The following is a 21845-nucleotide window of genomic DNA, read 5'->3' on the forward strand; positions in this document are numbered from 1 at the left end:
AAGTGCCGGCCGGAGCCCTCTGCCTTTTTGCCCCTGGAGGGCTGCCGTATTAGGTGCCGGCGGACTGGCCTGCCGGACGGGAGGCAACACCCGGCGGGAGGAACCGCTTGCCGTTAACCCGCTCAGAGGCGCCCACCCGGTCAAGGTAGGGCGTTATGCCGCCCAGGAACATGGGCCAGCCCGCGCCGAGGATCATGCAGAGGTCGATGTCTTCGGGTCCGGCCACCACTCCTTCTTCCAGCATCAGTCCAATCTCCTCGGCGAGGGCGTCCTGGGTGCGACGCAGGACATCCTCCGAGGTGGAGGGGCTGGTCCCGAAGGACATCAGGGACAACGTGGACTGGGGGATCTCCTGTGGGCCGTCCGGGACGGGAGCCCACAAGCCCTGCACGCCGTTGTCGATCAGTTTCTGCAGGTTGGCGGACACGGTAAACCGTTCACCGAAGGCGGCATGAAGCGACTCCTGGACGTGCTGGGCCACGGGGAGCCCCACCATGGCGCCGAGGGTGAAGGGGGTCATCGGCAGGCCCATGGGGCGCAGGGCGTTGTCCGCCACCTCGGCGGGGGTACCTTCATCAAAGGCTGCCGTGACTTCACCCATCAGCCGCAGCAGGATCCGGTTGACCACGAACGCAGCGGCATCCTTGACCAGCACTCCGGTCTTCCTCAGGGCCTTGGCCAGCTCAAAGGCCGTGGCCAGTACGGCGTCGTCGGTCCTCGGGGCGCGGACAATCTCCAGCAGGGGCATAACGGCCACCGGGTTAAAGAAGTGGAAGCCCACCAGCCGTTCCGGGTGCTGGAGGTCCTCTGCCATTGCCGTGACGGACAGCGAGGACGTGTTGGTGGCCAGGATGCATTCGGGGGTGACAATAGCCTCGAGCTCGGCGAACACCTGCTTCTTGATGTTCAGCTCCTCAAAGACGGCTTCGATGACGAAGTCGGCATCGGCGAAGACGTCCTTGGACACGGAACCCGTCACCAGCGCCTTGGTGCGGTTGGCGGCGTCCTGGCTGATCCGCTTCTTGCCCAGCAGCTTGTCCACTTCGGCGTGGACGTACCCCACGCCTTTATCCACCCGCGCCTGGTCGATGTCTGTCATCACCACGGGCACCTTCAGCTGCCGGGCGAAGAGCAGCGCCAACTGGCTCGCCATCAGGCCTGCGCCCACCACTCCCACTTTTGTGACCGGACGCGCCAGCTTGCGGTCCGGGGCCCCTGCCGGGCGCTTGGACCGCTTCTGGACCAGGTCCAGGAAGGCATAAACCGTGGCGCGGAACTCGTCGGTCTGCATCAGCCCGGCGAGGGTTTCGCACTCCAGCGCCGCGGACTCTGCCTGGGTCATGGTGCGGTTGGCTGCCAGGACGTCCAGGACCTTGGCCGGAGCCGGTGCTGCATTGGACGTCTTGGCTTCCACCAGCGAGCGCCCGGCAGAAACGGCGGCGGCCCATCGTGCTGCCGTGTCCGGATCGGCGGGGTCGACGGCGTTGGCACGTTCCGCCGTCGCCTCGCCCGTGATGACTTTCGCGGCCCAGGCCAGGGACTGCTCGAGGAAATCCGCAGGCTCGAACAGGGCGTCAGCAATGCCCAGCTCAAAGGCCTGGGGGCCGGTCAGCGTCCGGTTGTTGCTCAACGGGTTTTCGATCATGACCTTCACGGCGTTTTCCGGGCCGATAAGGCGCGGAAGGATATAAACGCCGCCCCAGCCGGGCACCAGGCCAATAAACGCTTCCGGCAGCGCCAGCGCCCCGGCTCCCGTGGACACTGTGCGGTAGGTGGACTGCAGGGCAATCTCCAGGCCGCCGCCCAGCGCTGCACCGTTGATAAAGGCGAAGCTTGGCACACCCAGGTTGGCCAGCGTGCTGTAGACGTCGTGGCCGAGTTGGGCCATCCACAATCCATGCTCGCGTTGGTCCAAAGTCTTGACCGTGGAAAGGTCTGCGCCGGCCACCAGGTAGTAGGGCTTGCCGGTTACCCCCACTCCGACGATGTCGCCCCGGTGTGCCCGCTCCCGGAGTTCCTCCAGGACGGAGCCCAGCTCCACCAGGGTGTTGGGGCCCAACGTGGTGGGCTTGGAGTGGTCCAGGCCGTTGTCCAGCGTAACGAGGGCGAAGGTGCCGGGACTGGGCTTTCCCGCCGGTGCCGGGAGTTCGATGTCCTGGACGTAGGAATGCGTCACGGTTTCGTTGGGGAAGAGGCGGGCGAGTTCAGTGAAATCTGCGGCGCTCATGCTGCTCCTTCGGAAACGGTTTCGATGATGGCGGCGGATTCCCCTTGCCGGGCCCCGCTGTAGTCGGCGTGGTGCGGGTTTTCCCAGATGACGGTGCCGCCCATACCCAGTCCCACGCACATAGTGGTGATGCCGTACCGCACAGTGGGATCCTCCTCGAACTGCCGTGCGAGCTGGTTCATGAGCCGCACTCCTGAGGAGGCGAGGGGGTGGCCTACCGCAATGGCTCCGCCGTAGCGGTTTACGCGGGGATCGTCGTCGGCAATGCCGAAATGTTCCAGGAAGCTCAGCACCTGGACGGCAAAGGCTTCGTTGATTTCAAACAGGCCGATGTCCTCGATGGACAGCCCTGCGTTTTTCAGGGCCTTCCCGGTGGCGGGAACGGGGCCGATACCCATAACTTCAGGCTCCACCCCGGCGTAGGCGTAGCTGACCAGGCGCATGCGGACCGGCAGCCCCAGCTCAACGGCGGTTTCGGCAGATGCCAGGAGGGCCGCGGTGGCGCCGTCGTTCAATCCTGCTGCGTTTCCAGCGGTGACACGGCCATGGGCACGGAACGGCGTGCGAAGGCCGGCAAGGTCAGCCATGGTGGTGCCGGGCCGGGGTGGCTCGTCCACGCTATGCAGGGCCCAGCCCTGGCCTGGCTTCAGGGTTGCTACAGGCACCAGGTCCTGCTGGATCCGGCCATCGCGGCGGGCCTGATCGAACTTCCTCTGCGACGCCACGGCGTAGGCATCGGTCCGTTCCTTGGTGATCGAGGGGAAACGGTCGTGCAGGTTTTCGGCAGTGTTGCCCATATTCAGCGCTGCCGGATCAACGAGCCGCTCAGACATAAACCGGGGGTTGGGGTCCGTTCCCGAGCCCATGGGGTGGTTGCCCATGTGCTCAACGCCGCCGGCAATCACCACGTCGTAGGCGCCAAAACCGATTCCGCCGGCGGTGGACGTTACTGCTGTCATGGCTCCAGCGCACATGCGGTCGATCGCGAAGCCGGGAACAGTCCTGGGAAGTCCGGCCAGGAGGGCCGCTGTCCGGCCGAGAGTCAGGCCCTGGTCGCCGCTTTGGGTGGTGGCCGCGATGGCCACTTCGTCAATGCGCTCGGGCGGCAGTGATGGGTTCCGGCGCAGCAGTTCGCGGAGGCATTTCACTATCAGGTCATCGGCGCGGGTGCCGGCGTAAATGCCTTTTTCCCCTGCCCGGCCGAAGGGTGTGCGGAGGCCGTCGACAAATACGACGTCCCGGACAGTGCGGTTGGACGCGCTGCTTCCGTTGTGGCTCACGTGTAACTCCTCATTGAGACGTAGGCGTCAGTGCATGCCGCGGGGCGGCCGGCAGCTGAACGGCAATACTTCCGATGTTACTCGCGAGTAACTTAGGCTGCAAGAGGAGGAAAATGAGCAGTGGCGGGACCCGGAAGGCGTGTGGCCACCTTCCTGGTTCAGCGCCTACTGTCCGGCTGCGGCCACGTCAGGCTTGGGCTCCTTGGGCGGCAACGGCTGTGGGTTGAGGAACGCGTCCGTAATGAGCGGCGCGGCCAGCTCCACCTGCCACCCGCGTGCACCGAGCGTACGAAGTTCCGCAGCTACGGACGATTCGTTGATTTCCGCGGGAGGCCGCCACGCCACCCGGCGCAGGTAGTCGGGAGTCAGCAGGTTCTCCAGCGGGAGGTTCAGCTGATCGGCCTTTTCCTGCAGCAGTGGGCGGGCAGTTGCCAGCCGGGCAGCAGCCTCCGGATCACGGTCGGCCCAAACGCGGGGCGGGGGCGGTGCATTCGTAGCCAGGTGCAGCGGGGGAAGCTCCTCCAGGTCCCGGGCCGTTGCGATGCAGCGCAGCCACCGGGGAGCCTCGCGCTGCGCCGCCCGCCCATGAAAGCCTTTGGTACCGAGCAGTTGGGGCACGGTGGACGGCATAGCCTTCGCCGCGGCCACCAAAGCCGAGTCCGGTATCAGCCTCCCAGGGGCCACGTCCCGCTTCTGGGCGAGGGAATCCCGTTCCAGCCACAGCTCCCGGACAGCCGCCAGCTGCCGCCGGTCGCGGATCTGGTGAAGGCCGGACGTTTTCCGCCACGGGTCCACCCGCGGCGGGGCGAGTCCGGCGTCCAGGATGGCCGCGAACTCCTGTTCCGCGTACTCCAGCTTGCCGTCGGCTTCCAGGAGTTCTATAAGTTCTTCCCGCAGCTCCGTCAGGACCTCAACGTCCAGGGCGGCGTACCGCAGCCACGGCTCGGGAAGGGGCCGGGTGGACCAGTCAGCAGCCGAGTGTTCCTTGGCGAGCCCGAACCCCAGCAGCTGTTCGATAACGGCGGCAAGGCCAACCCGGGGCAGGCCCGCCAGGCGGGCTGCCAGTTCGGTGTCGAAGAGCTTGTCGGGCCACATGCCGAGTTCCGACAGGCAGGGCAGGTCCTGGCTGGCCGCGTGCAGGATCCATTCGACACCGCAAAGGGCGTCGTTGATGATGTCCAGGTTGTCGAAAGGTTCGGGATCGATCAGCCAGGTCCCCGCCCCCTCGCGGCGGATCTGGACGAGGAAGGCACGCTGTCCGTAGCGGAAGCCGGATGCCCGTTCCGCGTCCACTCCGGCCGGACCGCTGCCTGCGGCGATCGCAGCGGCGCACCGCTCCAGCCCTGCCTGCGTTTCGATGACCAGCGGAACGCCGTCGCGGGGCGAATCGAGCTCAATGATTTCGGGGATGGGGCTGTCAAAGCCTTCCACCGTGATGTGGGGTGCGGTATCAGCAGCCGGAACGCCGGCCGTGGTGTTTTCCGGAATGTTAGGGGTCATGATGCCCTTAGTTTACCGGCCGGCCGGTTCCGGACTGTCTTCCCGGCCGCGGGCCGGGCACCAGGCACGCCGCAAGCCATGCTGTTAGCTCCATCGCCGGTTCGGGAGCGGGGTGACGCCGTCCGGGAGGGGCGGCAGGCCGGCGAAGGTGCACACCATGTCAGACCAGGCTTCGAGGTGGGCCGTGACGTCGGACGTGGCGGGAGTCCAGGAGGCCCGGAGCTCGATGTCAATGGAGCCGGGCCGTTCCGCAAGTGTTCCGAAGCTTTCGGAAAGGACCCTGGTGGCCGTGCCGCCGGCCGCGCGATACGGCGCTTTGTGATTCTCAAGCGCCTCAACGAGCCAGGTCCACGCCACGGTTCCCAGCATCTCGTCGTTGCCCATCTCGGGCTCCAGCTGGGCCCGGATGTAAGTGACGATGCGGAACTCCCCGTCCCATACTGCGGAGCCCTCGGGGTCATGGAGCAGGATGAAGCGGCCCGTTGCCAATTCTGTTTCATCGTCGTCCGCTGTTCCTGACGCGGCGGCCAGCGCCATAGCGGCCGGGCCGTGCAGGGGAGTGGCGGCGGTGTCGGGCCCCGGTGCCAGAACCTCCGCGCCCAGCGCCACGGCAAAGGGCGCCAGCCGCGCCGGCGCGGGAATCTCCGCCAGGTGGAGTTCCCCGCGGCACTGGGCTTTCCTGAGGGTTCCCAAGGCGTGAAGAAATTCCGGGGGAACCTTGTCAAGTGCGTTCACCTTCGCAGGTTACGCAACCTGGCCGGTGACGGCGGGAAGGCTCGCCGTCACCAGATGCCGTCTAGCTGGACTGTCCGCTTCCATGGGCGCGAAGCTCATGGCGGATTGCTGCCACAAAGGCATCAATGTCCTCCTCAGTGGTGTCGAAGGAACACATCCACCGGACTTCCCCGGCAGCCTCGTTCCAGTCGTAAAAGCGGAAGGAGTTCCGCAGCCTGTCCGCCACACCGGCAGGCAGGATGGCAAACACACCGTTGGATTCGGTTTTCTGCGTCGGCTGGACGCCGTCAATGGTGTCGACGGCGGTGCGGAGCCTGGTGGCCATGGCGTTGGCGTGGGAGGCGGACCGCAACCAAAGGTCGCCTTCCAGGAGGGCGATGAACTGGGCGGACATAAAACGCATCTTCGACGCCAGCTGCATGTTCATCTTCCGCAGGTACACCAGCCCGTGCGCGGCCTCCGGGTTCAGGGCCACCACTACTTCACCAAACAGCAGCCCGTTCTTGGTGCCGCCGAAGGAAAGGATGTCCACGCCGGCGTCGCGGGTGAACGCCCGCAGCGGGACCTGAAGGTGCGCCGCGGCATTGGCCAGCCGCGCACCGTCCATGTGCAGCTTCATTCCCTTGGAATGTGCGTGGTCCGCGATGGCGCGCACCTCTTCCGGCGTGTAGCACGTTCCCAGCTCCGTGGTCTGGGTGATGGAGACGGCGAGCGGCTGGGCGCGGTGCTCGTCACCCCAGCCCCAGGCCTCCCGGTCGATCAGTTCGGGCGTGAGTTTGCCGTCCGGGGTGGGGACATGCAGGAGCTTGATGCCGGCGACACGTTCCGGCGCACCGTTCTCGTCCATGTTGATGTGGGCAGTGGAGGCACACACCACGGCGCCCCAGCGCGGGAGCAGCGACTGCAGCGACAGGACGTTTGCCCCGGTGCCGTTGAAGACGGGAAAGCACTCGATGCCCGTCCCAAAGTGTTCCTCCATCAGTTCCTGCAGCCGGGCGGTGTAGTCATCTTCACCATAGGAGACCTGGTGGCCGTCGTTGGCCGCAGCCAGGGCCGCGAGGATCTCCGGGTGTACCCCGGAGTAGTTGTCCGAGGCGAATCCGCGGATGGTGGGATCGTGCAGCCGGGTTCCGGCGGCGGTTTCTGCTGTTGTTGTCATGGCTTTGCTCACGCTTTCAGTCTAAATACAGCGGGGCCGTGCAGGCTGGGATGCTGGAGCCCGGATGGGGAGGGAAGCGGACGGTCCGGGAGCCAGCAGGAGCCGGCTGCCGTTCAGCTCACGGGCCTGAGTACTAAAAAGTCCGACGACGGCGCGGGCCAGGTCTTCTACATCGGTTGCGCCGGGGAATTTCCGTTCCGGGTGGTCACGGCGCATCGCGTCGTCCACCAGCGTCTTGACCACCAGGACGACGGCGGCCGCCTCCCCGCCGTCACTGTTCCCGCCGTCACTGTTCCCGCCGCCGTTCCCGGCAGCCCGGCGGAAGCCGTCCGCCATCGCCATGGTCCACGCTTCGGCCGCGGCCTTGGCGGCAACGTAGCTGGCCGTGGCCGCTGCCGGCTTGCCCACGGCAGTGGAGGACACCATCGCGAACCGGCCGCAGCGCGACCGGGCAATGTCGTCGAAAAAGGTGCGCGACACGTTCCGGAGCGTGGTGATGGCGCCGCGTTCCAGGAAGTCCCAGTCCTCGTCGGTCTGGTCAGCGATGCCCTTGGCACCGCGCCAGCCGCCCACCAGGTGGATGACGGCGTCGACGGTCCCGCCGGCTGCGGACACGTCGGTCCGCAGCTGCCGCACGTCCGTCAGTCGGGTGAGGTCGCACACAAGTCCCGTCACGCCGTCGCCTGCCTTTTCAGCCGCGGCTTCGATCCTTGCCTGGTCCGAGCCTACGGTGAACACTCGGTGGCCGGACCCTCGGAGGGCGCGGGCGACAGCGATGCCGGAGGCTCCGCTGCCACCGGTTACCAGGATGTTCAGCCGCGGCGGCCGGGTCTCCGGTGCCAAAAGCGCTGGTTCATCTGCCGCAGGTTCTACGGTCACAGGGCAGATGCTCCGGTGATTCCGGCAGTTGACTCAATGACAGGGCGCATCTTCTTCTCAAGTGCTTCGTAGAACATGGACAGCGGGAATTCGTCATCCAGCACCTGGTCCGTCAGGCCGCGCGGCGGACCCGCCAGCGCCAGCGCTTCAGGACCCTTCGCCCAGATGGAAGCCGGGTTGGGAGTAACGGTAGCCGAGATCAGTTGGTACGCCGCCAGCCAGTGCGCAGTTTTTGGGCGGTCGATGGAGCGCCAGTACAGCTCGTCGATGCCCGCGCCCAGGGCGATGACGGCGTCAGCTACCTCATCCCAGTCGATGGTGAGCCGCGTATCGGTCCAGTGCAGGACGTGGTGCTGGTGCAGCCAGGCGAACAGGAGTTGGCCGCCCAGTCCGTCGTAGTTGCGGATCCGGCTGCCCGTGATGGCGAAGCGGAAGATCCGGTCGAAGATGATGGCGTACTGCACCAGCTTGGCATGGCGGCGGGCCTCAGGATCGGCGTCCTCGTCCTTTTCGATGCGGACGGACTCGCGGAACGCCGTCAGGTCACAGCGCAGCTCTTCCAGGGAATACAGGAAGAAGGGCATCCGCTGCTTGATCATAAACGGATCGAACGGCAGGTCGCCGCGCATGTGCGTCCGGTCGTGGATGAGGTCCCACATCACGAACGTGGCCTCCGTCAGATCCTGGTCCGCAAGCAGTGCCGCAGCGCCCGCGGGAAGTTCCAGGCGGGTGGTTTCGGCGGCTGCCTTCAGCACGCGGCGGAACCGGGCGGCCTCGCGGTCCGCAAAGATGGCTCCCCATGTGAACGTGGGAGTCTGACTGACAGCAACTGTTTCGGGGAACAGCACTGCTGAGTTGGTGTCGTAGCCGGCGGTGAAGTCCAGGAAGCGGATGGGGACGAATAGTTTGTTCGAGTACTCCCCGGCCTCCAGCCCGGCGATGAACTCCGGCCAGATCACCTCGATCAGGACTGCCTCGACCAGTCTGTTGCTGCTGCCGTTCTGCGTGTACATCGGGAACACCACCAGGTGCTGGAGGCCGTCCCGGCGCTGCTCCTGCGGCTGGAAGGCCAGGAGCGAAGACAGGAAGTCCGGGACCGGGAAGCCGTCCGCTTCCCAGCTGGAAAAGTCTTGGCAGACGGCGTCCAGGTAGGAGGCATCGTGCGGAAACGCCGGGGCGAGGGCGCGGACTGCTTCCACAATTTCACCCACGTGCCGGGATGCTTCTTCGTGGACGCCGGCCTCGGGAATGGAGCCGTCCTTCAGCTGGAAAGTCTGGACGGATGAGGCCGCGGCTTTGAGCCGGAGCCAGTCCTGGTTGTCCGCGGTTATTCCGGTCGAAGCGGTGATCAGTGTTTCGGTCATCGTCGGCTGCCTTTCTGGGTGCTTGCCATCTAGGGCGAGCGTAGCAAGCAACCAGCAGGACTAATCTGAAAAGAGCCTTAGCCTAAGAAAGGCTTGTGCTCGCGGTGCGTAACGCTGCCTGTAGCTCCAGCGTTTCCGGACTCTTAGGCGTCGGCTTCCGGCCCGCTGACCTGCGGGTCCTCGCGCGGAACGAGTTTCAGGGAAACCGAATTGATGCAGTAGCGCTGGTCCGTGGGCGTTCCGTACCCCTCGCCGTCGAACACGTGTCCCAGATGGGAATCACAGGTGGTGCACCGGACTTCCACCCGCTCCATGCCCAGGGTCCGGTCATGGATGTAGCGGACGGTGCCTTCCGCCAGCGGAGCGAAGAAGGAGGGCCAGCCGCAGTGCGAATCAAACTTTTCGTTGCTGGTGAACAGTTCAGCGCCGCACGCACGGCATTGATAGACCCCGGCTGTGTGGGTATCCCAGTATTCGCCCGTGTAGGGCCGCTCGGTCCCGGACTGGCGGAGCACGTGATATTCCTCCGGCGTCAGCTCCTGCCGCCACTCGGCGTCGCTCTTTTGGACTGCCGGTGCAGCCTCGGGAGCCTCAGGCGCAGGGCCCGCTGCCTTGTTTCCGAAAATGCTGTTACCCAGGATGTTGTTTCCGAAGATACTCATAGCCTTGTCAACGCTCAGGAGTCGCCGATAAATCCCGAACCTGCGTACAGGTGAAGGACAGGGAGCCCCAGTTGGTCCTGGGCCTTGTTGGCCCAGTCGGTGTGGAAGGTGTCTGACACTGCGTGCGGCCTGGTAATCACCACAGCCTGCGAGGCGCCAGTCTCCTTGACCTTGGACACCAGGCCCTGCACCGCGCCGCCATCCACCACCTCTCCGGTGACGCCCGCGCCGAGTCCAGCCAGGGCCGCCAGTGAGACCGCAAGGGTTTCCGCCGCCTGCGCCCGCTCGATCGCCGGATCCGGAGCGTGGGTTGTCAGCTCCCGGAAGGCCTTCGCAATATCCAGCAGGGAAAGATTCTCAAGGAAGTCCACCAGCAGGTGCCGCTCTGTGTTCGCCGGCACCAGCACCACCAGCCGGGTATCTGCTCCGTCCACCAGGCGCTCGATGTTCAGGCGGTCGTCCGCCCCCAAGGGTTCTTCGGTCAGGATGACGATGGGATCACTCATGGCCTTAGCCTAGTCCGGCGTCTGGTGTGCTGCACTCCTTCGAGTACGCGGGGATATCCCACCGGGGCGCGGGAAATACAGCCTCGCGGCGCAGGGGCGGTAAGAATAGTTCCATGGCACCTACCCAGCGCACCCGCCCCGTTTCGATCCCGCGTACCCAGGATCCGGCCGCCGGTTTGTCCCTTCGGGCAAAATGGGCCATTGGCGGAGCCATTGGAGGCGGCGCGCTGACCGGGCTGCTGGCGATGGGGTCATCAGCGCTCGCCGTCTACTTCGCCCGCCGCGTCATCACCCCCGCCCGGCAGCGCGTGGCAGACCAGGAAGTCCTCGCCGTGATCCGGGACGGCCACCGGCAGCAGGTGATCTTTGCGGCCAACGACGACACCACCGTGGACGGGGTGTACGGATTCTTTTTCGACGGCGGCAAGGGGCACGCGCGGATTGGCCGCATCGTCTCGTACTCTCCCGCTGAACGGACGGTGGCACGTGAGGTCGAAGCGGTTTACTCAGGGGACCTCGGCAAAGCCCGCTGGGGCTGGTGGAGCGGCGCCGTCTATCCGGACCCGGCCGCCGTCGGAATCCCTGCAGAGGACGTGCTGATCGACGTGGACCGGGGCCAGGCGCCTGCCTGGCTGGTCCGCGCCGGCGGGACGGCGCGGACCTGGGCGGTGATGGTGCACGGACGCGGTGCCAGCAGGCAGGAGGCGCTGCGTGCCGTCGGGCCCGCCCTCGAGCTCGGATTGACCAGCCTCCTGGTGTCCTACCGCAACGACGGCCTGGCCCCGTCCGCAGACGACGGACGGTATGGCTTGGGCTCTACCGAGTGGCGCGACATCGAAGCGGCCATCGAATACGCACTGGCCAACGGAGCCGAGGAGATCGTGCTGTTCGGCTGGTCGATGGGCGGTGCCATCTGCCTGCAGGCTGCCGACTTGTCGCGCTACCGGAACCTGATCCGGGCCATGGTGCTGGATGCGCCGGTTATCGACTGGGTGACCGTCCTGGCACACCATGCGCAGTTGAACAGGATCCCGTCGCTGGTGGGGCGTTACGGGCAGCTCATGCTGGGGCACCCGCTCGGGCGCCGGCTCACGGGACTGTCCGCTCCGGTGGACCTCAAGGTGATGGACTGGGTGTCCCGCGCAGTGGAACTGCGCACTCCTACCCTGATCATCCACAGCGTGGACGACGAGTACGTGCCCTACAAGCCCTCGGCGCTCTTGGCTGAACGCAACCCGGACATAGTCACCTTCGAGGCATTCAACCATGCCCGGCACACCAAGGAGTGGAACGTGGATCCCGAACGGTGGGAGAACGTGGTGAAGGCGTGGTTGCGGCAACAACTGGCGCCCAGGCTGAATCCCGGCGGCATCCGGCAGGGCAGTGACCCGGCAGCGCCGGAGGACCGGCTTTAGTAAGAAGCGCGAAGCCTGCCGGGTCTGAATGGCTACCCGGATTTGTCGCGCAAGGCAAGGTTCTAAGCTTGGGGCCTACAAGCCGGACAGCGAGCTGATAGGAGCGGTGACGGCGCCGGTGAGTCGGACGAGGTCGGCAGGGGAGAGCTCAATGTCCAGGCCGCGTTTACCTCCCGAAACCAACAGCGTTTCCAGCGCCAGCGCGCTGCGGTCCAGCACCGTAGGGGAGGGGAGCCGCTGGCCCAGCGGGGAGATGCCGCCGAGCACATATCCGGTACGCCGCTGGGCCGTGGCGGGATCGGCCATCGCCGCTTTTTTGGCTCCCAGGGCTGCCGCGAAGGCCTTGAGGTCCAGCGTGCCGCTGACGGGTACGATGCCCACCGCCAGCCTGCCCTCCACCTCGACCATCAGGGTCTTGAAGACCTTCGAGGGATGGATGCCGAGGACTTCGGCCGCCTCCGCCCCGTAACTGGCCGCTGAGGGATCATGGGTGTAGGGGTGCAGCACAAAGGGAACTCCGGCTGCCGCCAGTATGGCGGTGGCCGGAGTTCCCTGTGCTGCGTTCTTGCGTCCCATCGCTGCTTTTGGGGGAGGCTAGGAGCGCACGGCGGACGAAGCCGCAACCTTGCGCTTGATCCTTCCCAGCATTGCCGTCATTCCCCTCATCCGCAGCGGCGTGATGGCGCGGGTAAGGCCCAGCAGCTCCGGCATGTCATCAGGCACCGACAGGATCTCTTCAGCGGACAGCCCGTCCAGGCCCTCATGCAGCACGCCGGCGAAACCGCGCGTGGTGGGGGCCTCCGGCGGAGCCTTGAAGAAAAGCCGCACTGCGCCGGCCGGGCTGCCGCCCTTTTCCGTCTCGATGGTCAGGAACAGCGGGGACTGGCACTCCACCACCTGTTCGAGCAACTCGGGGTGGTCCTTGAGCCGTTCGGGCAGTTCAGGCAGTCCCTGCGAGAACTCGAGCAGCAGCTGCAGCCGCTCGGGCTCTGTGAGGGCCTGGAAATCGTCCACGATGGCCGCAAGGGCGGTAGGCAATGCTTGAGTAGTCATCATTCCAAGTCTACCCAGGTAGCGCGGGTCAGGCCCCCTCAGACTCCGAGGGCAACGGGAAAGGACCCTCGTTCAGCGCCCTTGGCAATGGGAACACGCACAGCGTTGCCCCATTCGGTCCACGAACCGTCGTAGTTGCGGACGGAATCGAAGCCGAGGAGGTACTTCAGCGCGAACCAGGTGTGGCTGGAGCGCTCACCGATGCGGCAGTAAGCCACGACGTCGTCGCCTTCGGTCAGGCCCGCCTCGCCGAGGTAAAGGGCTTCCAGTTCCTCGCGGCTGCGGTAGGTTCCATCGGGCGCGGCTGCCCTGGCCCAGGGGATGGATGCAGCAGTGGGGATGTGGCCGCCCCGGAGCGCGCCTTCCTCAGGGTAGGCGGGCATGTGGGTGCGCTGGCCGGTGTATTCCTCGGGAGAGCGGACATCGATGAGTGGCTTGCCCAGGTGGGCCAGGACGTCTTCCTTGAAGGCGCGGATCGGAGCATCGTCTCGCTCGACGACGGGGTAGTCGCCCCTGGCTGGTGCCGGCTTTTCCGTGGTGAGCTCCCTGCCCTCGGAAAGCCACTTGTCCCTGCCGCCGTCGAGCAGCCTCACGTCCTGGTGGCCGAAGAGGGTGAAGACCCACAACGCATAGGCTGCCCACCAGTTGGACTTGTCGCCGTAGATGACCACGGTGCTGTCCCGGGAGATACCCTTCGACGCCGCAAGTTCAGCGAAAGCTTCCCCGTCCACGTAGTCGCGGGTGACTTCGTCGTTCAGGTCGGTGTGCCAGTCGATTTTTACCGCGCCGGGGATATGTCCGGTTTCGTACAGGAGGACGTCTTCGTCAGACTCCACCACAACCAGTTGGCCACTTGCAACGGCTCCGTTGCCGATGGCGGCAGCAAGCCATTCGGTGGAAACCAGGCGCTCGGGGTGTGCGTAGGCAGCGAACTTCTCGTTCTGTTCAATTGGATAGGACATATCTTTGCCTTTCATCGAGAACACGGCTAATCCGCGGGACCGGCATGGGGACCTCCTCCCACCCTAGCCACCGGCCCCGGTGATGTCCGTTTTCCGTTAACAGGAGGACATGTTGCCTTCGTCACCCGGGGCGGCCGGGTGGTCCCCGCCACCGGGGGCCGGGGGTTCGTTGCCGGTATCCTTTCTGGGGACCAACCACCAGCAGAACGGACCACCTTGGTACAGATCGAACAGCTTGCCGCCCGAACTCCGTCAGTATCGGTGGATGAGCTCCTTAAGGGTTTCTTTCCCTCGCCACGCTTTGGCAAGGTCTCCTTTGCGAGTTACCGCCCGGATCCCAAGCAGCCCAGCCAGTCCCATGCAGTCCGGGCCCTTGAGGGATTTGCCGCCGGCGTCGGTGCCGGGGATGGAGGCGGGCTGTTTAAGAAACTGTTCGCCAAGAAGGACACGTCCCGCGCCGGCATCTACCTGGACGGCGGGTTCGGCGTCGGCAAAACCCACCTGCTGGCCTCGCTGTGGCATGCGACGCCCGGGCCCAAGGCCTTCGGCACCTTTGTGGAGTACACCAACCTGGTGGGCGCCCTGTCCTTCCGCAAAACGGTGGACGCGCTGAGCCATTACAAGCTCGTGTGCATTGACGAATTTGAGCTCGATGATCCGGGCGATACCGTGCTGATGTCGCGGCTGATGCGCGAACTTGCCGACGCCGGCGTGAAGCTGGCGGCCACCTCCAACACCCTGCCCGGCTCGCTGGGTGACGGCAGGTTCGCAGCGGTGGACTTCCAGCGCGAGATCCAGGTCCTCGCAGACCAGTTCGACGTTATCCGGATCGACGGCGAGGACTTCCGCCACCGTGGACTGCCGGCGGCGCCGTCTCCTTTGAAGAACAGCGAACTGTCTGCTCACATGAAGGCGGAGTTCGACGGCAAGACTGTTGCCCAGGACGAGTTCGCCGCGCTGATCCATCACCTCGCGGGCGTACACCCCAGCCGGTACCGGCAGTTGATTGACGGCATCGACGGGGTGGTCTGGCGCAACGTTGACACCATTACCGAGCAGGCCGTGGCACTTCGGTTCGTGGTGCTGGCTGACCGGCTCTACGACAAAGATGTGCCGATCCTGGCCAGCGGAGTTCCCTTCGACAAGTTGTTCACCGAGGAAATGATGACGGGCGGGTACATGAAAAAGTACTTCCGCGCTGTCTCCCGCCTCACGGCCCTGGCCCGCGAGGGGCAGAACCACGAGCCGTCCTAGCGGGACCTGCCCTGGCCGGATTCAGCTCAGCGGGCCTGCCACGCCGGCCACCCGCCGTCGTACGCTTCTTTGGGGCGGGGGAACGAAGCTGGTGCCATTAAACGCCAAAGGTGCGGGTGCCGCCTCCCGGCGGGACCCGCACCCCGTTGACGTACTAGGGCAAATCCCTGGCCAAATCCTGTTTACGGAGCCTTGTCAACCGGCGGAACCGGGTTGACCGGCGGAACCTGCCCGGGGGCAGGTGCCTGGCCCGGAGTTCCGTTCTTGTCAATGAGCTTGGAAGCGCCATGCTGGATCTTGTCGACGTGACCTGAGTACTTGCCTCCGGTCTTGGTGTCGACGAAATCGCCGGCCTTGCTGATGCCGTTCTTGATGGCCTGCTCGTTGCCGCGGATAAGACCCTGAGCCTTGCCCTTTAGGTCGCCAATCAGTCCCACGAGCACCTCCCTTCAATCGCGGAGCCAGATCGCTCCTCCGCATTCGATCCTAGCCCGGCCCGGGAGGCGTGCCAAGGAAATCAGGGGCTTTGGGCGTTCGCCGCTAGCGGATGCAGGAGCAACGGCAGGAAACGGGCAAGAAAAAAGCAGCTCCGGGGAGCTGCTGAATGTGGGCGATACTGGGATCGAACCAGTGACCTCTTCCGTGTCAGGGAAGCGCGCTACCGCTGCGCCAATCGCCCCGAACCGGAAGCCCGGCTTATGGGATTGTACGAAATAAGAGAGCGGACGACGAGATTCGAACTCGCGACATCCACCTTGGCAAGGTGGTGCTCTACCAGCTGAGCTACGTCCGCATATGTAGTACGTTCCGGCCGGGGCCGGTCGAACTGCATGAAGCAAGTTTCCTCGCTTAGTGGGCGATACTGGGATCGAACCAGTGACCTCTTCCGTGTCAGGGAAGCGCGCTACCGCTGCGCCAATCGCCCATGTTTATCCGGGATGAACCGGAAACCATGGTTTTCACCGAGGTGGGTACGGGATTCGAACCCGTGTATACGGCTTTGCAGGCCGCTGCCTCGCCTCTCGGCCAACCCACCGTGTAAGCGCCGATTCAAAGAACCTTTGCCGTGACAGTGTCCTGCGAGCGGACGACGAGATTCGAACTCGCGACATCCACCTTGGCAAGGTGGTGCTCTACCAGCTGAGCTACGTCCGCAATTTGGAGGGCTGATTCGCTGCCGTTCCCGGCATTTCCTCGCTTTCCAACGAGTAAAAACAATATAGGAGGTTCCGGGAATCTCCAAATCGGGCTGCGATTGTGAAAGGGCAATGGCGCTGCTTCCCTGCAACGGCGCGGAATTCTGGGAGTTACATGCGTGTAATTTCCGACGGCGCCGGGCGGCTTCAAATCCGAGGAGCCAAGTTTCGCGGGGTTTGGCGCGGCCTAACGTGCCCGGGCCTGCACCTCTTGCCTGGTGCGCTGGTCCGATGTCATGCCCTTCTTGCTGCTGGCTGGCGCCGATTTCCGAAATGGCTCCAAGGTCCGCTAACATTCAAATGCATCAGGGCGATTGGCGCAGTGGTAGCGCGCTTCGTTCACACCGAAGAGGTCACTGGTTCGAACCCAGTATCGCCCACCGCATATTGGTCCGTTTCCGCTCATCTGCAGCGGAGACGGACCTTTTTTGTGCGCCCGGACATTCTGTCAGCCCCTTGTGAAAGAGTCTTTGTTATGACTGCTCCACTTCTTGCCCACGCCACGGAATACGGGCGGATGTACGCCCGGTCTACCTCTGAGCACTTCTCCGTGCCGTCCATCACCACGGTGATCGGCCAGCAGCCGCACGGGCTTGACGGCTGGTTTGGATACATGGGAGCCAGCAGCCTGGCGAAGGATCCGCTGCTTGCCGACTGCCTGGGCAGCCCGGCCAAGATCAAGCAGGCCGTCAACCGCGCTGCCAAGGCAGCAGAAACGTACCGGGACGACGCCGCAAGGCGCGGGGACCGTGTGCATAACTACTGTGAGCAGGTGGCCCTCCGTGCCCTGGGCCGCCCCCACGCCATGAAGGAAACGCGCGAGGCCCTGGCGGCGAACGGCGAGGAAGCCTTTGCCGTCCGCTTCGATGAATGGTGGGAGCTCTTCAAAGTTGAGCCCATCGCCCCCGAGATCACCGTCTGGAACAACGCCGTGGGCTACGCCGGCACCCTGGACCTGGTGGCACGTATAAACGGCCGCATTTGCCTGATCGACTACAAAACCAAGGGCACCACTCGGGACGGCCAGGTCAAGCCGCTGGACGACAAAGTGGTCATGCAGCTGGTGGCCGGCATGAAGGCCGAAGAGAGCCTGGTGGACCCGGTGGCGGGGACCTGGGAGCCCTGGAAGTACGGCGAAAACCCCGTCCTGCTGGCTGTGGCCATTGGCGAAACCGAGGTCCGTCCCGTGCGTGCCAACCCTGACGTCCTTAAGCACCACTGGTGGAAGTTCTGCGCTTTGCGGCGTGTGTGGGAGCTGTCAGCGGACACTACTTCCGCAGGGACCGCGCTGCTGCCCATTGCCCCGCCGCCGCTCGCGCAGGTGCAGCCCGCATGAGAGGGCAGGAACGAGACGGCCTGACGTTTGTCTGCGCCTAAACTGGACTGGTTCCCTTTGCCGCCTACCTTAAGGACAAACAGCGCATGGCTATTCTGAATATCCGCATCATCGGTGATCCTGTGCTTCGCACAGTTGCCGATCCTGTGACGGAATTCGGGCCTGAGCTGGCCAAGCTGGTGGCGGACATGACCGAGACCATGGAGGACGTGGACGGTGCCGGCCTCGCCGCGCCCCAGATCGGCGTCAGCAAGCGAGTCTTCACTTACCGGATTGACGGCGTGGAAGGGCACATCATCAATCCCGTACTGGAGAACAGCGAGGATTACCAGCCCGACCAGGTGGAAGGCTGCCTGTCCATCCCGGGTCTCGGTTACCCGGTGCGGCGTTTCCGCTCCACCCGCGTCACCGGCGTTGACATGCACGGCAACCCGGTCACGGTGGACGGCGAGGGGATGCTGGCGCGCTGCTTCCAGCACGAGAATGACCACCTGGACGGGATCCTTTACACGGACCGGCTGGAGGGGGAGGACCGCAAGGCTGCCCTGCGGTCCATCCGCAACGCCAACTATGACTCCGTCACGGAACGGACGACGGCGAAACGCGCCAAGACGGTCGGCTCAAGTTTTGGCGGTTCAAGTTTCGGCGTCCAGTCGTCCGGGTCGAGCTTCGGCGCCGGTGCTGCTGGTGCCAACGGGTGAGGGTCCTTTTCGCGGGGACCCCCGCCGTCGCTGTCCCGTCACTCAATGCGCTCATCGAAGCAGGCTTCGATGTCGTTGCCGTGGTCACAAGGCCTGACGCTCCCGTCGGCAGGAAGCGGGTACTCACTCCTTCGCCGGTTGCCGCCCGGGCAGCCGAGCTGGGGATCGACATCATTCATGCGGCCCGGATCGATGCGGAGGCCATCGGCAGAATCTCGGCGGTGAACCCGGACGTGGCCGCGATTGTTGCCTACGGCGGGTTGGTTCCCCCGGCCGCGCTGGGGATTCCGCGGCACGGCTGGATCAACCTGCACTTCTCCCTCCTTCCTTCCTGGCGCGGCGCGGCGCCGGTGCAGCGGGCCGTTATGGCCGGCGACGACATTACGGGCGCCGTGACCTTCCAGCTGGAGGAAGGCCTGGACACCGGGCCCGTATTCGGGACGCTGACAGAAGCGGTGGGGCCGGAAGATACTGCAGGCGAGCTGCTGGAACGGCTGTCCCACAGCGGAGCGGTGCTGCTGGCCCAGACGCTTTCAGCCATTGACGCCGGCAAGGCGGCGGCTCTTCCCCAAACTGGTGAGGTTTCCCTCGCCGCCAAGCTAACCTTCGACGACGGCCGCCTCGACTGGAAACAACCGGCCCTGGCCATCGGCCGCCAGGCACGGGGCGTCACTCCCGAGCCGGGAGCGTGGACCCTGTTGGACGGCCAGCGCATCAAGCTGGAGCCCGTCCGGCTGCGGCCCGACGTTTCAGGCTTGGCGCCCGGGTCCCTATCGGTCCAAGGCAAAAGTGTTCTCGTGGGAACAGGCTCACACGGCGTGGAGCTGACCCGGATCCAGCCTGCGGGCAAAAAGATGATGGCCGCTGCTGACTGGGCACGCGGCATGGCTTCCGTTGAAAGCGTGGTGTTCGAATGAGCGGTTCAGGCGGCAATCAAGGTGGTCGCGGCAACGCCGGGAGCGGAAGCTCAGGCGGTGGGCAGCGCGGAAGAGGCGGCGGAGCCGGAGGCGGTGGCCGCGGCAACGGGGGACCCCGCGATTCCAGCACCCGAAACGCCAAGGGCAGGGAACGGAACCGCGGTGCCCAGCGCAGCTTCACCGATAATGCTCCTTCGCAGCGCACGCGCAGGGCGGATCCGGCCCGGCTGGTGGCGTTCGAAGTCCTCCGGGCTGTCGCTGCCGAAGACGCGTACGCGAACCTGGTGCTGCCGGCACGGATCCGGCACCACGGGCTGGACAAGCGGGACGCCGGCTTCGCCACAGAACTGAGCTACGGGGCCCTCCGCGGCCAGGGCACCTACGACGCCATCCTGGCCCGGTGCGTCGACCGGCCACTGGACCAGCTGGACCCGGCCATCCTTGACGCCCTTCGGATCGGAGCGCATCAGCTGCTGGCCATGCGGGTCCCGGCCCACGCCGCACTGGACCAGACCGTCGGCCTGGCCCGTGCAGTGATCGGTGCAGGACCCTCCGCCCTCATTAACGCCGTCCTCCGGAAGGTCACTGCCCACACTCAAGAGGAGTGGCTGGAGCAGCTGGTTGCCGGAGAAACTGACGAGACAAAGGTGGCCTCCCTCCGCTACGCGCATCCCGAGTGGATCGTCCGCGCCATGCGCCAGTCCCTCGTGGCACATGGCCGGTCAGTGTCAGAAATCAACGACCTTCTGGAAGCGGACAACGCCGCACCCGTGGTCAACCTGGTGGCGCTGCCCGGAATCGGAAGCCTGGACGAGGCCCTGGAAAACGGGGCAAGCCCCGGCGAACTCGTGGAAGCGTCGGCGCTGTCCAGCGGCGGGGACCTGGGCCGGCTTGCCTCGGTGCGGGAGGGCAGCACCCGCGTGCAGGACGTCGGCTCGCAGCTGGTGGCACGCGCCATGGCCGCGGTCGACCTCGGCGGGCTTCGTGCTGGAGACGCAGACGGAGCCGGTGCCGCTGAGCGGGCAGGCACTGCCGAGGCCTGGCTGGATCTGTGCGCCGGGCCTGGCGGCAAGGCCGCACTGCTCGGTGCGCTGGCCAGCCAGAGGGGCGCGACCCTGCTGGCGAATGAACCTGCACCGCACCGCGCCAAACTGGTGAGCCAGGCTCTTTCGGCCGTGCCCCGGGAAACCTGGCAGGTCCGCACGGGCGACGGCCGCGAGGTTGGGACGGAGAAGCCTGGGTTCTTCGACCGGGTGCTTGTGGACGTCCCGTGCAGCGGGCTTGGCGCGCTGCGGCGGCGGCCGGAGTCGCGCTGGCGCCGTACTCCCAAGGACCTCGCAGACCTGGGGCAGCTCCAGCGCGACCTCCTCGCCTCGGCTCTGGCGGCTGTGCGGCCGGGAGGAGTGGTTGCCTACGTGACCTGCTCGCCCCACCCGGCCGAAACCACGGCCGTGGTCACCGACGCGCTGCGCAAATGGGACGACCTTGAACTGCTCGAGGCCGGCCAGGCATTGGACAGCGTGAGCCTCACGGGAAACCTGGGTGCCGGACATGAGTCAACAGCCCAGCTGTGGCCCCACGTCCACGGCACCGACGCCATGTTCCTTGCCCTGATCCGCAAGAAGCCCTGATCAGTACATAGCCCCCCCATCCTGATAAGGCCGTGGCCGACAAGGTGTGGAGCGGCAAAGACGTAACCCCAGAAAGGTTCCCACTGTGACGCAATGCTGCATCAACCCGAGCATCCTGTCCGCCGATTTCGTCAACCTCGAAGCTGAGCTCAAGCGCATCAGCAATGCGGACGCGGTGCACGTGGACGTCATGGACAACCACTTCGTGCCCAACCTCACCCTTGGGCTGCCGGTGGTGCAGCGGATCCAGGCCGTGAGCCCGGTGCCCCTCGACGCGCATCTGATGATTGCCGACGCCGACCGCTGGGCACCCGGTTTTGCCGACGCCGGCTTGGCATCGGTTACCTTCCACGCCGAGGCTGCCATTGCGCCCATCAAGCTGGCCCGCGAGCTGCGCGCCAGGGGAGCAAAGGCAGGAATGGCCCTTCGTCCCGGAACTCCCGTGGAGCCGTACCTGGACATGCTCCCGGAGCTGGACATGCTGCTCATCATGACGGTGGAGCCGGGCTTCGGCGGCCAGGCGTTCCTTGACGTGACCCTGCCGAAAATCCGCCGCGCCAGGAAGGCCATCGATGGCTCGGGGATCGGCGTGGCCATCCAGGTTGACGGCGGCATCACCGAGGACACCATCAGCCGTGCTGCAGAGGCGGGCGCAAACGTCTTCGTCGCCGGCTCGGCCGTGTACGGTGCAGAGGATCCGGCCGCAGCCATTGACCGGCTGCGCGAGGCAGGCAGCCAAAAGTTACGCTCCGCGGCGGAATAGCAGGGAGCCGTACGCGGTTATGGCACAATAGCAACACACATACGTGCTCCGGGGTCGGTGTAAGTCCGAACCGGCGGTGACAGTCCGCGACCCGCGAGCCGGTGGTTTTCCTTACGGAGAATCCCGGCGAACGGTTGAACCGGTGAAATTCCGGTACCGACAGTTAAAGTCTGGATGAGAGAAGCACGTACAGCTGTTTCTGCGGCGTCAGCGACGCCGCGGCCTTCTGCTGTCGTATATCCCCGGAGCCATCGCGGTTCTAGAGGGAAGGAACGACACAAGCACTATGAACCTGCTGCGATGGC

Annotated in this window: 20 protein-coding genes, 6 tRNA genes and 1 riboswitch; of the genes, 8 read left to right on the plus strand and 18 right to left on the minus strand. The window is 65.4% G+C overall.

Features of this window, described 5'->3' with window-relative positions; translation table 11 throughout:
* Positions 1-49 precede the first annotated feature (49 nt).
* The 9 genes from M1E07_RS09010 to M1E07_RS09050 all read right to left on the minus strand — a co-directional run bounded on the left by M1E07_RS09010 (position 50) and on the right by M1E07_RS09050 (position 10312).
* Positions 50-2227 (minus strand): 3-hydroxyacyl-CoA dehydrogenase NAD-binding domain-containing protein, encoded by a 2178-nt coding sequence (locus tag M1E07_RS09010; RefSeq protein WP_461189891.1) that lies wholly within the window; start codon positions 2225-2227, stop codon positions 50-52.
* Positions 2224-3507, minus strand: a complete 1284-nt coding sequence (locus M1E07_RS09015) for a thiolase family protein (protein ID WP_461189892.1) — start codon at positions 3505-3507, stop codon at positions 2224-2226. The genes M1E07_RS09010 and M1E07_RS09015 overlap by 4 nt, the downstream gene beginning before the upstream one ends.
* Positions 3508-3672: 165 nt before the next feature.
* A complete protein-coding gene (locus M1E07_RS09020) occupies positions 3673-5007 on the minus strand; it encodes an HRDC domain-containing protein (protein ID WP_461189893.1) in 1335 nt (444 codons plus the stop codon).
* Positions 5008-5091: 84 nt separating this feature from the next.
* The gene (locus M1E07_RS09025) at positions 5092-5742 is read right to left on the minus strand and encodes a DUF3000 domain-containing protein (protein WP_461189894.1); all 651 of its coding nucleotides are present in this window, start codon (positions 5740-5742) and stop codon (positions 5092-5094) included.
* Positions 5743-5803: 61 nt separating this feature from the next.
* Positions 5804-6901, minus strand: coding sequence for a threonine aldolase family protein (locus tag M1E07_RS09030; RefSeq protein WP_461190362.1), 1098 nt, complete (start codon positions 6899-6901; stop codon positions 5804-5806).
* Positions 6902-6922: 21 nt separating this feature from the next.
* Positions 6923-7744: an SDR family oxidoreductase gene (locus M1E07_RS09035; RefSeq protein ID WP_461190363.1), complete on the minus strand. Its 822-nt coding sequence runs from the start codon at positions 7742-7744 to the stop codon at positions 6923-6925.
* A 32-nt stretch (positions 7745-7776) separates the two neighbouring features.
* Positions 7777-9144 (minus strand): DUF6421 family protein, encoded by a 1368-nt coding sequence (locus M1E07_RS09040; protein WP_461189895.1) that lies wholly within the window; start codon positions 9142-9144, stop codon positions 7777-7779.
* Positions 9145-9287: 143 nt separating this feature from the next.
* Positions 9288-9806 (minus strand): peptide-methionine (R)-S-oxide reductase MsrB, encoded by a 519-nt coding sequence (gene msrB, locus M1E07_RS09045; RefSeq protein WP_461189896.1) that lies wholly within the window; start codon positions 9804-9806, stop codon positions 9288-9290.
* 14 nt (positions 9807-9820) lie between these two features.
* Positions 9821-10312, minus strand: a complete 492-nt coding sequence (locus tag M1E07_RS09050) for a hypothetical protein (protein WP_461189897.1) — start codon at positions 10310-10312, stop codon at positions 9821-9823.
* A gap of 113 nt (positions 10313-10425) precedes the next feature.
* Between M1E07_RS09050 and M1E07_RS09055 the strand changes: the two genes are divergently transcribed.
* Complete coding sequence (locus tag M1E07_RS09055) at positions 10426-11727, plus strand: alpha/beta hydrolase family protein (RefSeq protein ID WP_461189898.1); 1302 nt, start codon at positions 10426-10428, stop codon at positions 11725-11727.
* A 75-nt stretch (positions 11728-11802) separates the two neighbouring features.
* On the opposite strand, the gene ybaK is transcribed toward M1E07_RS09055, so the two are convergent.
* From ybaK to M1E07_RS09070, 3 genes are read right to left on the minus strand one after another with little or no spacing between them, the layout of a single operon-like run.
* Positions 11803-12303: a Cys-tRNA(Pro) deacylase gene (ybaK, locus tag M1E07_RS09060; RefSeq protein WP_461189899.1), complete on the minus strand. Its 501-nt coding sequence runs from the start codon at positions 12301-12303 to the stop codon at positions 11803-11805.
* Positions 12304-12321: 18 nt separating this feature from the next.
* The gene (locus tag M1E07_RS09065) at positions 12322-12780 is read right to left on the minus strand and encodes a SufE family protein (protein ID WP_461190364.1); all 459 of its coding nucleotides are present in this window, start codon (positions 12778-12780) and stop codon (positions 12322-12324) included.
* Positions 12781-12818: 38 nt separating this feature from the next.
* Positions 12819-13742 carry a sulfurtransferase gene (locus M1E07_RS09070; protein WP_461189900.1) on the minus strand — a complete coding sequence of 308 codons (924 nt, stop codon included), beginning with the start codon at positions 13740-13742 and terminating at the stop codon, positions 12819-12821.
* A gap of 216 nt (positions 13743-13958) precedes the next feature.
* Here M1E07_RS09070 and zapE point away from each other — a divergent pair, with 216 nt between their 5' ends.
* On the plus strand, positions 13959-14996 hold the full coding sequence (zapE, locus tag M1E07_RS09075) for a cell division protein ZapE (RefSeq protein WP_461189901.1): 1038 nt from the start codon (positions 13959-13961) through the stop codon (positions 14994-14996).
* Between the two features lie 182 nt (positions 14997-15178).
* Here the strand turns inward: zapE and M1E07_RS09080 are convergent, their stop codons facing one another.
* The 6 genes from M1E07_RS09080 to M1E07_RS09105 all read right to left on the minus strand — a co-directional run bounded on the left by M1E07_RS09080 (position 15179) and on the right by M1E07_RS09105 (position 16151).
* Complete coding sequence (locus M1E07_RS09080; RefSeq protein ID WP_461189902.1) at positions 15179-15433, minus strand: antitoxin; 255 nt, start codon at positions 15431-15433, stop codon at positions 15179-15181.
* 170 nt (positions 15434-15603) lie between these two features.
* Positions 15604-15675, minus strand: a tRNA-Val gene (locus M1E07_RS09085).
* 41 nt (positions 15676-15716) lie between these two features.
* Positions 15717-15789 (minus strand) — tRNA-Gly (locus M1E07_RS09090).
* Positions 15790-15849: 60 nt separating this feature from the next.
* A tRNA-Val gene (locus M1E07_RS09095) sits at positions 15850-15921 on the minus strand.
* A gap of 40 nt (positions 15922-15961) precedes the next feature.
* A tRNA-Cys gene (locus M1E07_RS09100) sits at positions 15962-16032 on the minus strand.
* 46 nt (positions 16033-16078) lie between these two features.
* Positions 16079-16151 (minus strand) — tRNA-Gly (locus M1E07_RS09105).
* Between the two features lie 349 nt (positions 16152-16500).
* On the opposite strand from M1E07_RS09105, the gene M1E07_RS09110 reads away from it, so the two are divergent.
* The 6 genes from M1E07_RS09110 (at position 16501) to rpe (ending at position 21540) form a co-directional block, all read left to right on the plus strand.
* Positions 16501-16572: transfer RNA gene (locus tag M1E07_RS09110), tRNA-Val, on the plus strand.
* Between the two features lie 95 nt (positions 16573-16667).
* A complete protein-coding gene (locus M1E07_RS09115) occupies positions 16668-17528 on the plus strand; it encodes a cytochrome (RefSeq protein ID WP_461189903.1) in 861 nt (286 codons plus the stop codon).
* An 86-nt stretch (positions 17529-17614) separates the two neighbouring features.
* A complete protein-coding gene (gene def / locus M1E07_RS09120) occupies positions 17615-18229 on the plus strand; it encodes a peptide deformylase (protein WP_461189904.1) in 615 nt (204 codons plus the stop codon).
* Positions 18226-19146, plus strand: a complete 921-nt coding sequence (gene fmt / locus M1E07_RS09125; RefSeq protein WP_461189905.1) for a methionyl-tRNA formyltransferase — start codon at positions 18226-18228, stop codon at positions 19144-19146. The genes def and fmt overlap by 4 nt, the downstream gene beginning before the upstream one ends.
* Positions 19143-20777, plus strand: a complete 1635-nt coding sequence (locus M1E07_RS09130; protein WP_461189906.1) for an RsmB/NOP family class I SAM-dependent RNA methyltransferase — start codon at positions 19143-19145, stop codon at positions 20775-20777. The genes fmt and M1E07_RS09130 overlap by 4 nt, the downstream gene beginning before the upstream one ends.
* 85 nt (positions 20778-20862) lie before the next feature.
* Positions 20863-21540: a ribulose-phosphate 3-epimerase gene (gene rpe, locus M1E07_RS09135; RefSeq protein WP_461189907.1), complete on the plus strand. Its 678-nt coding sequence runs from the start codon at positions 20863-20865 to the stop codon at positions 21538-21540.
* A 39-nt stretch (positions 21541-21579) separates the two neighbouring features.
* A riboswitch (FMN riboswitch) is annotated at positions 21580-21731 on the plus strand.
* Positions 21732-21845: the final 114 nt, after the last annotated feature.

This window comes from Arthrobacter sp. Z4-13 (genome assembly GCF_054792705.1).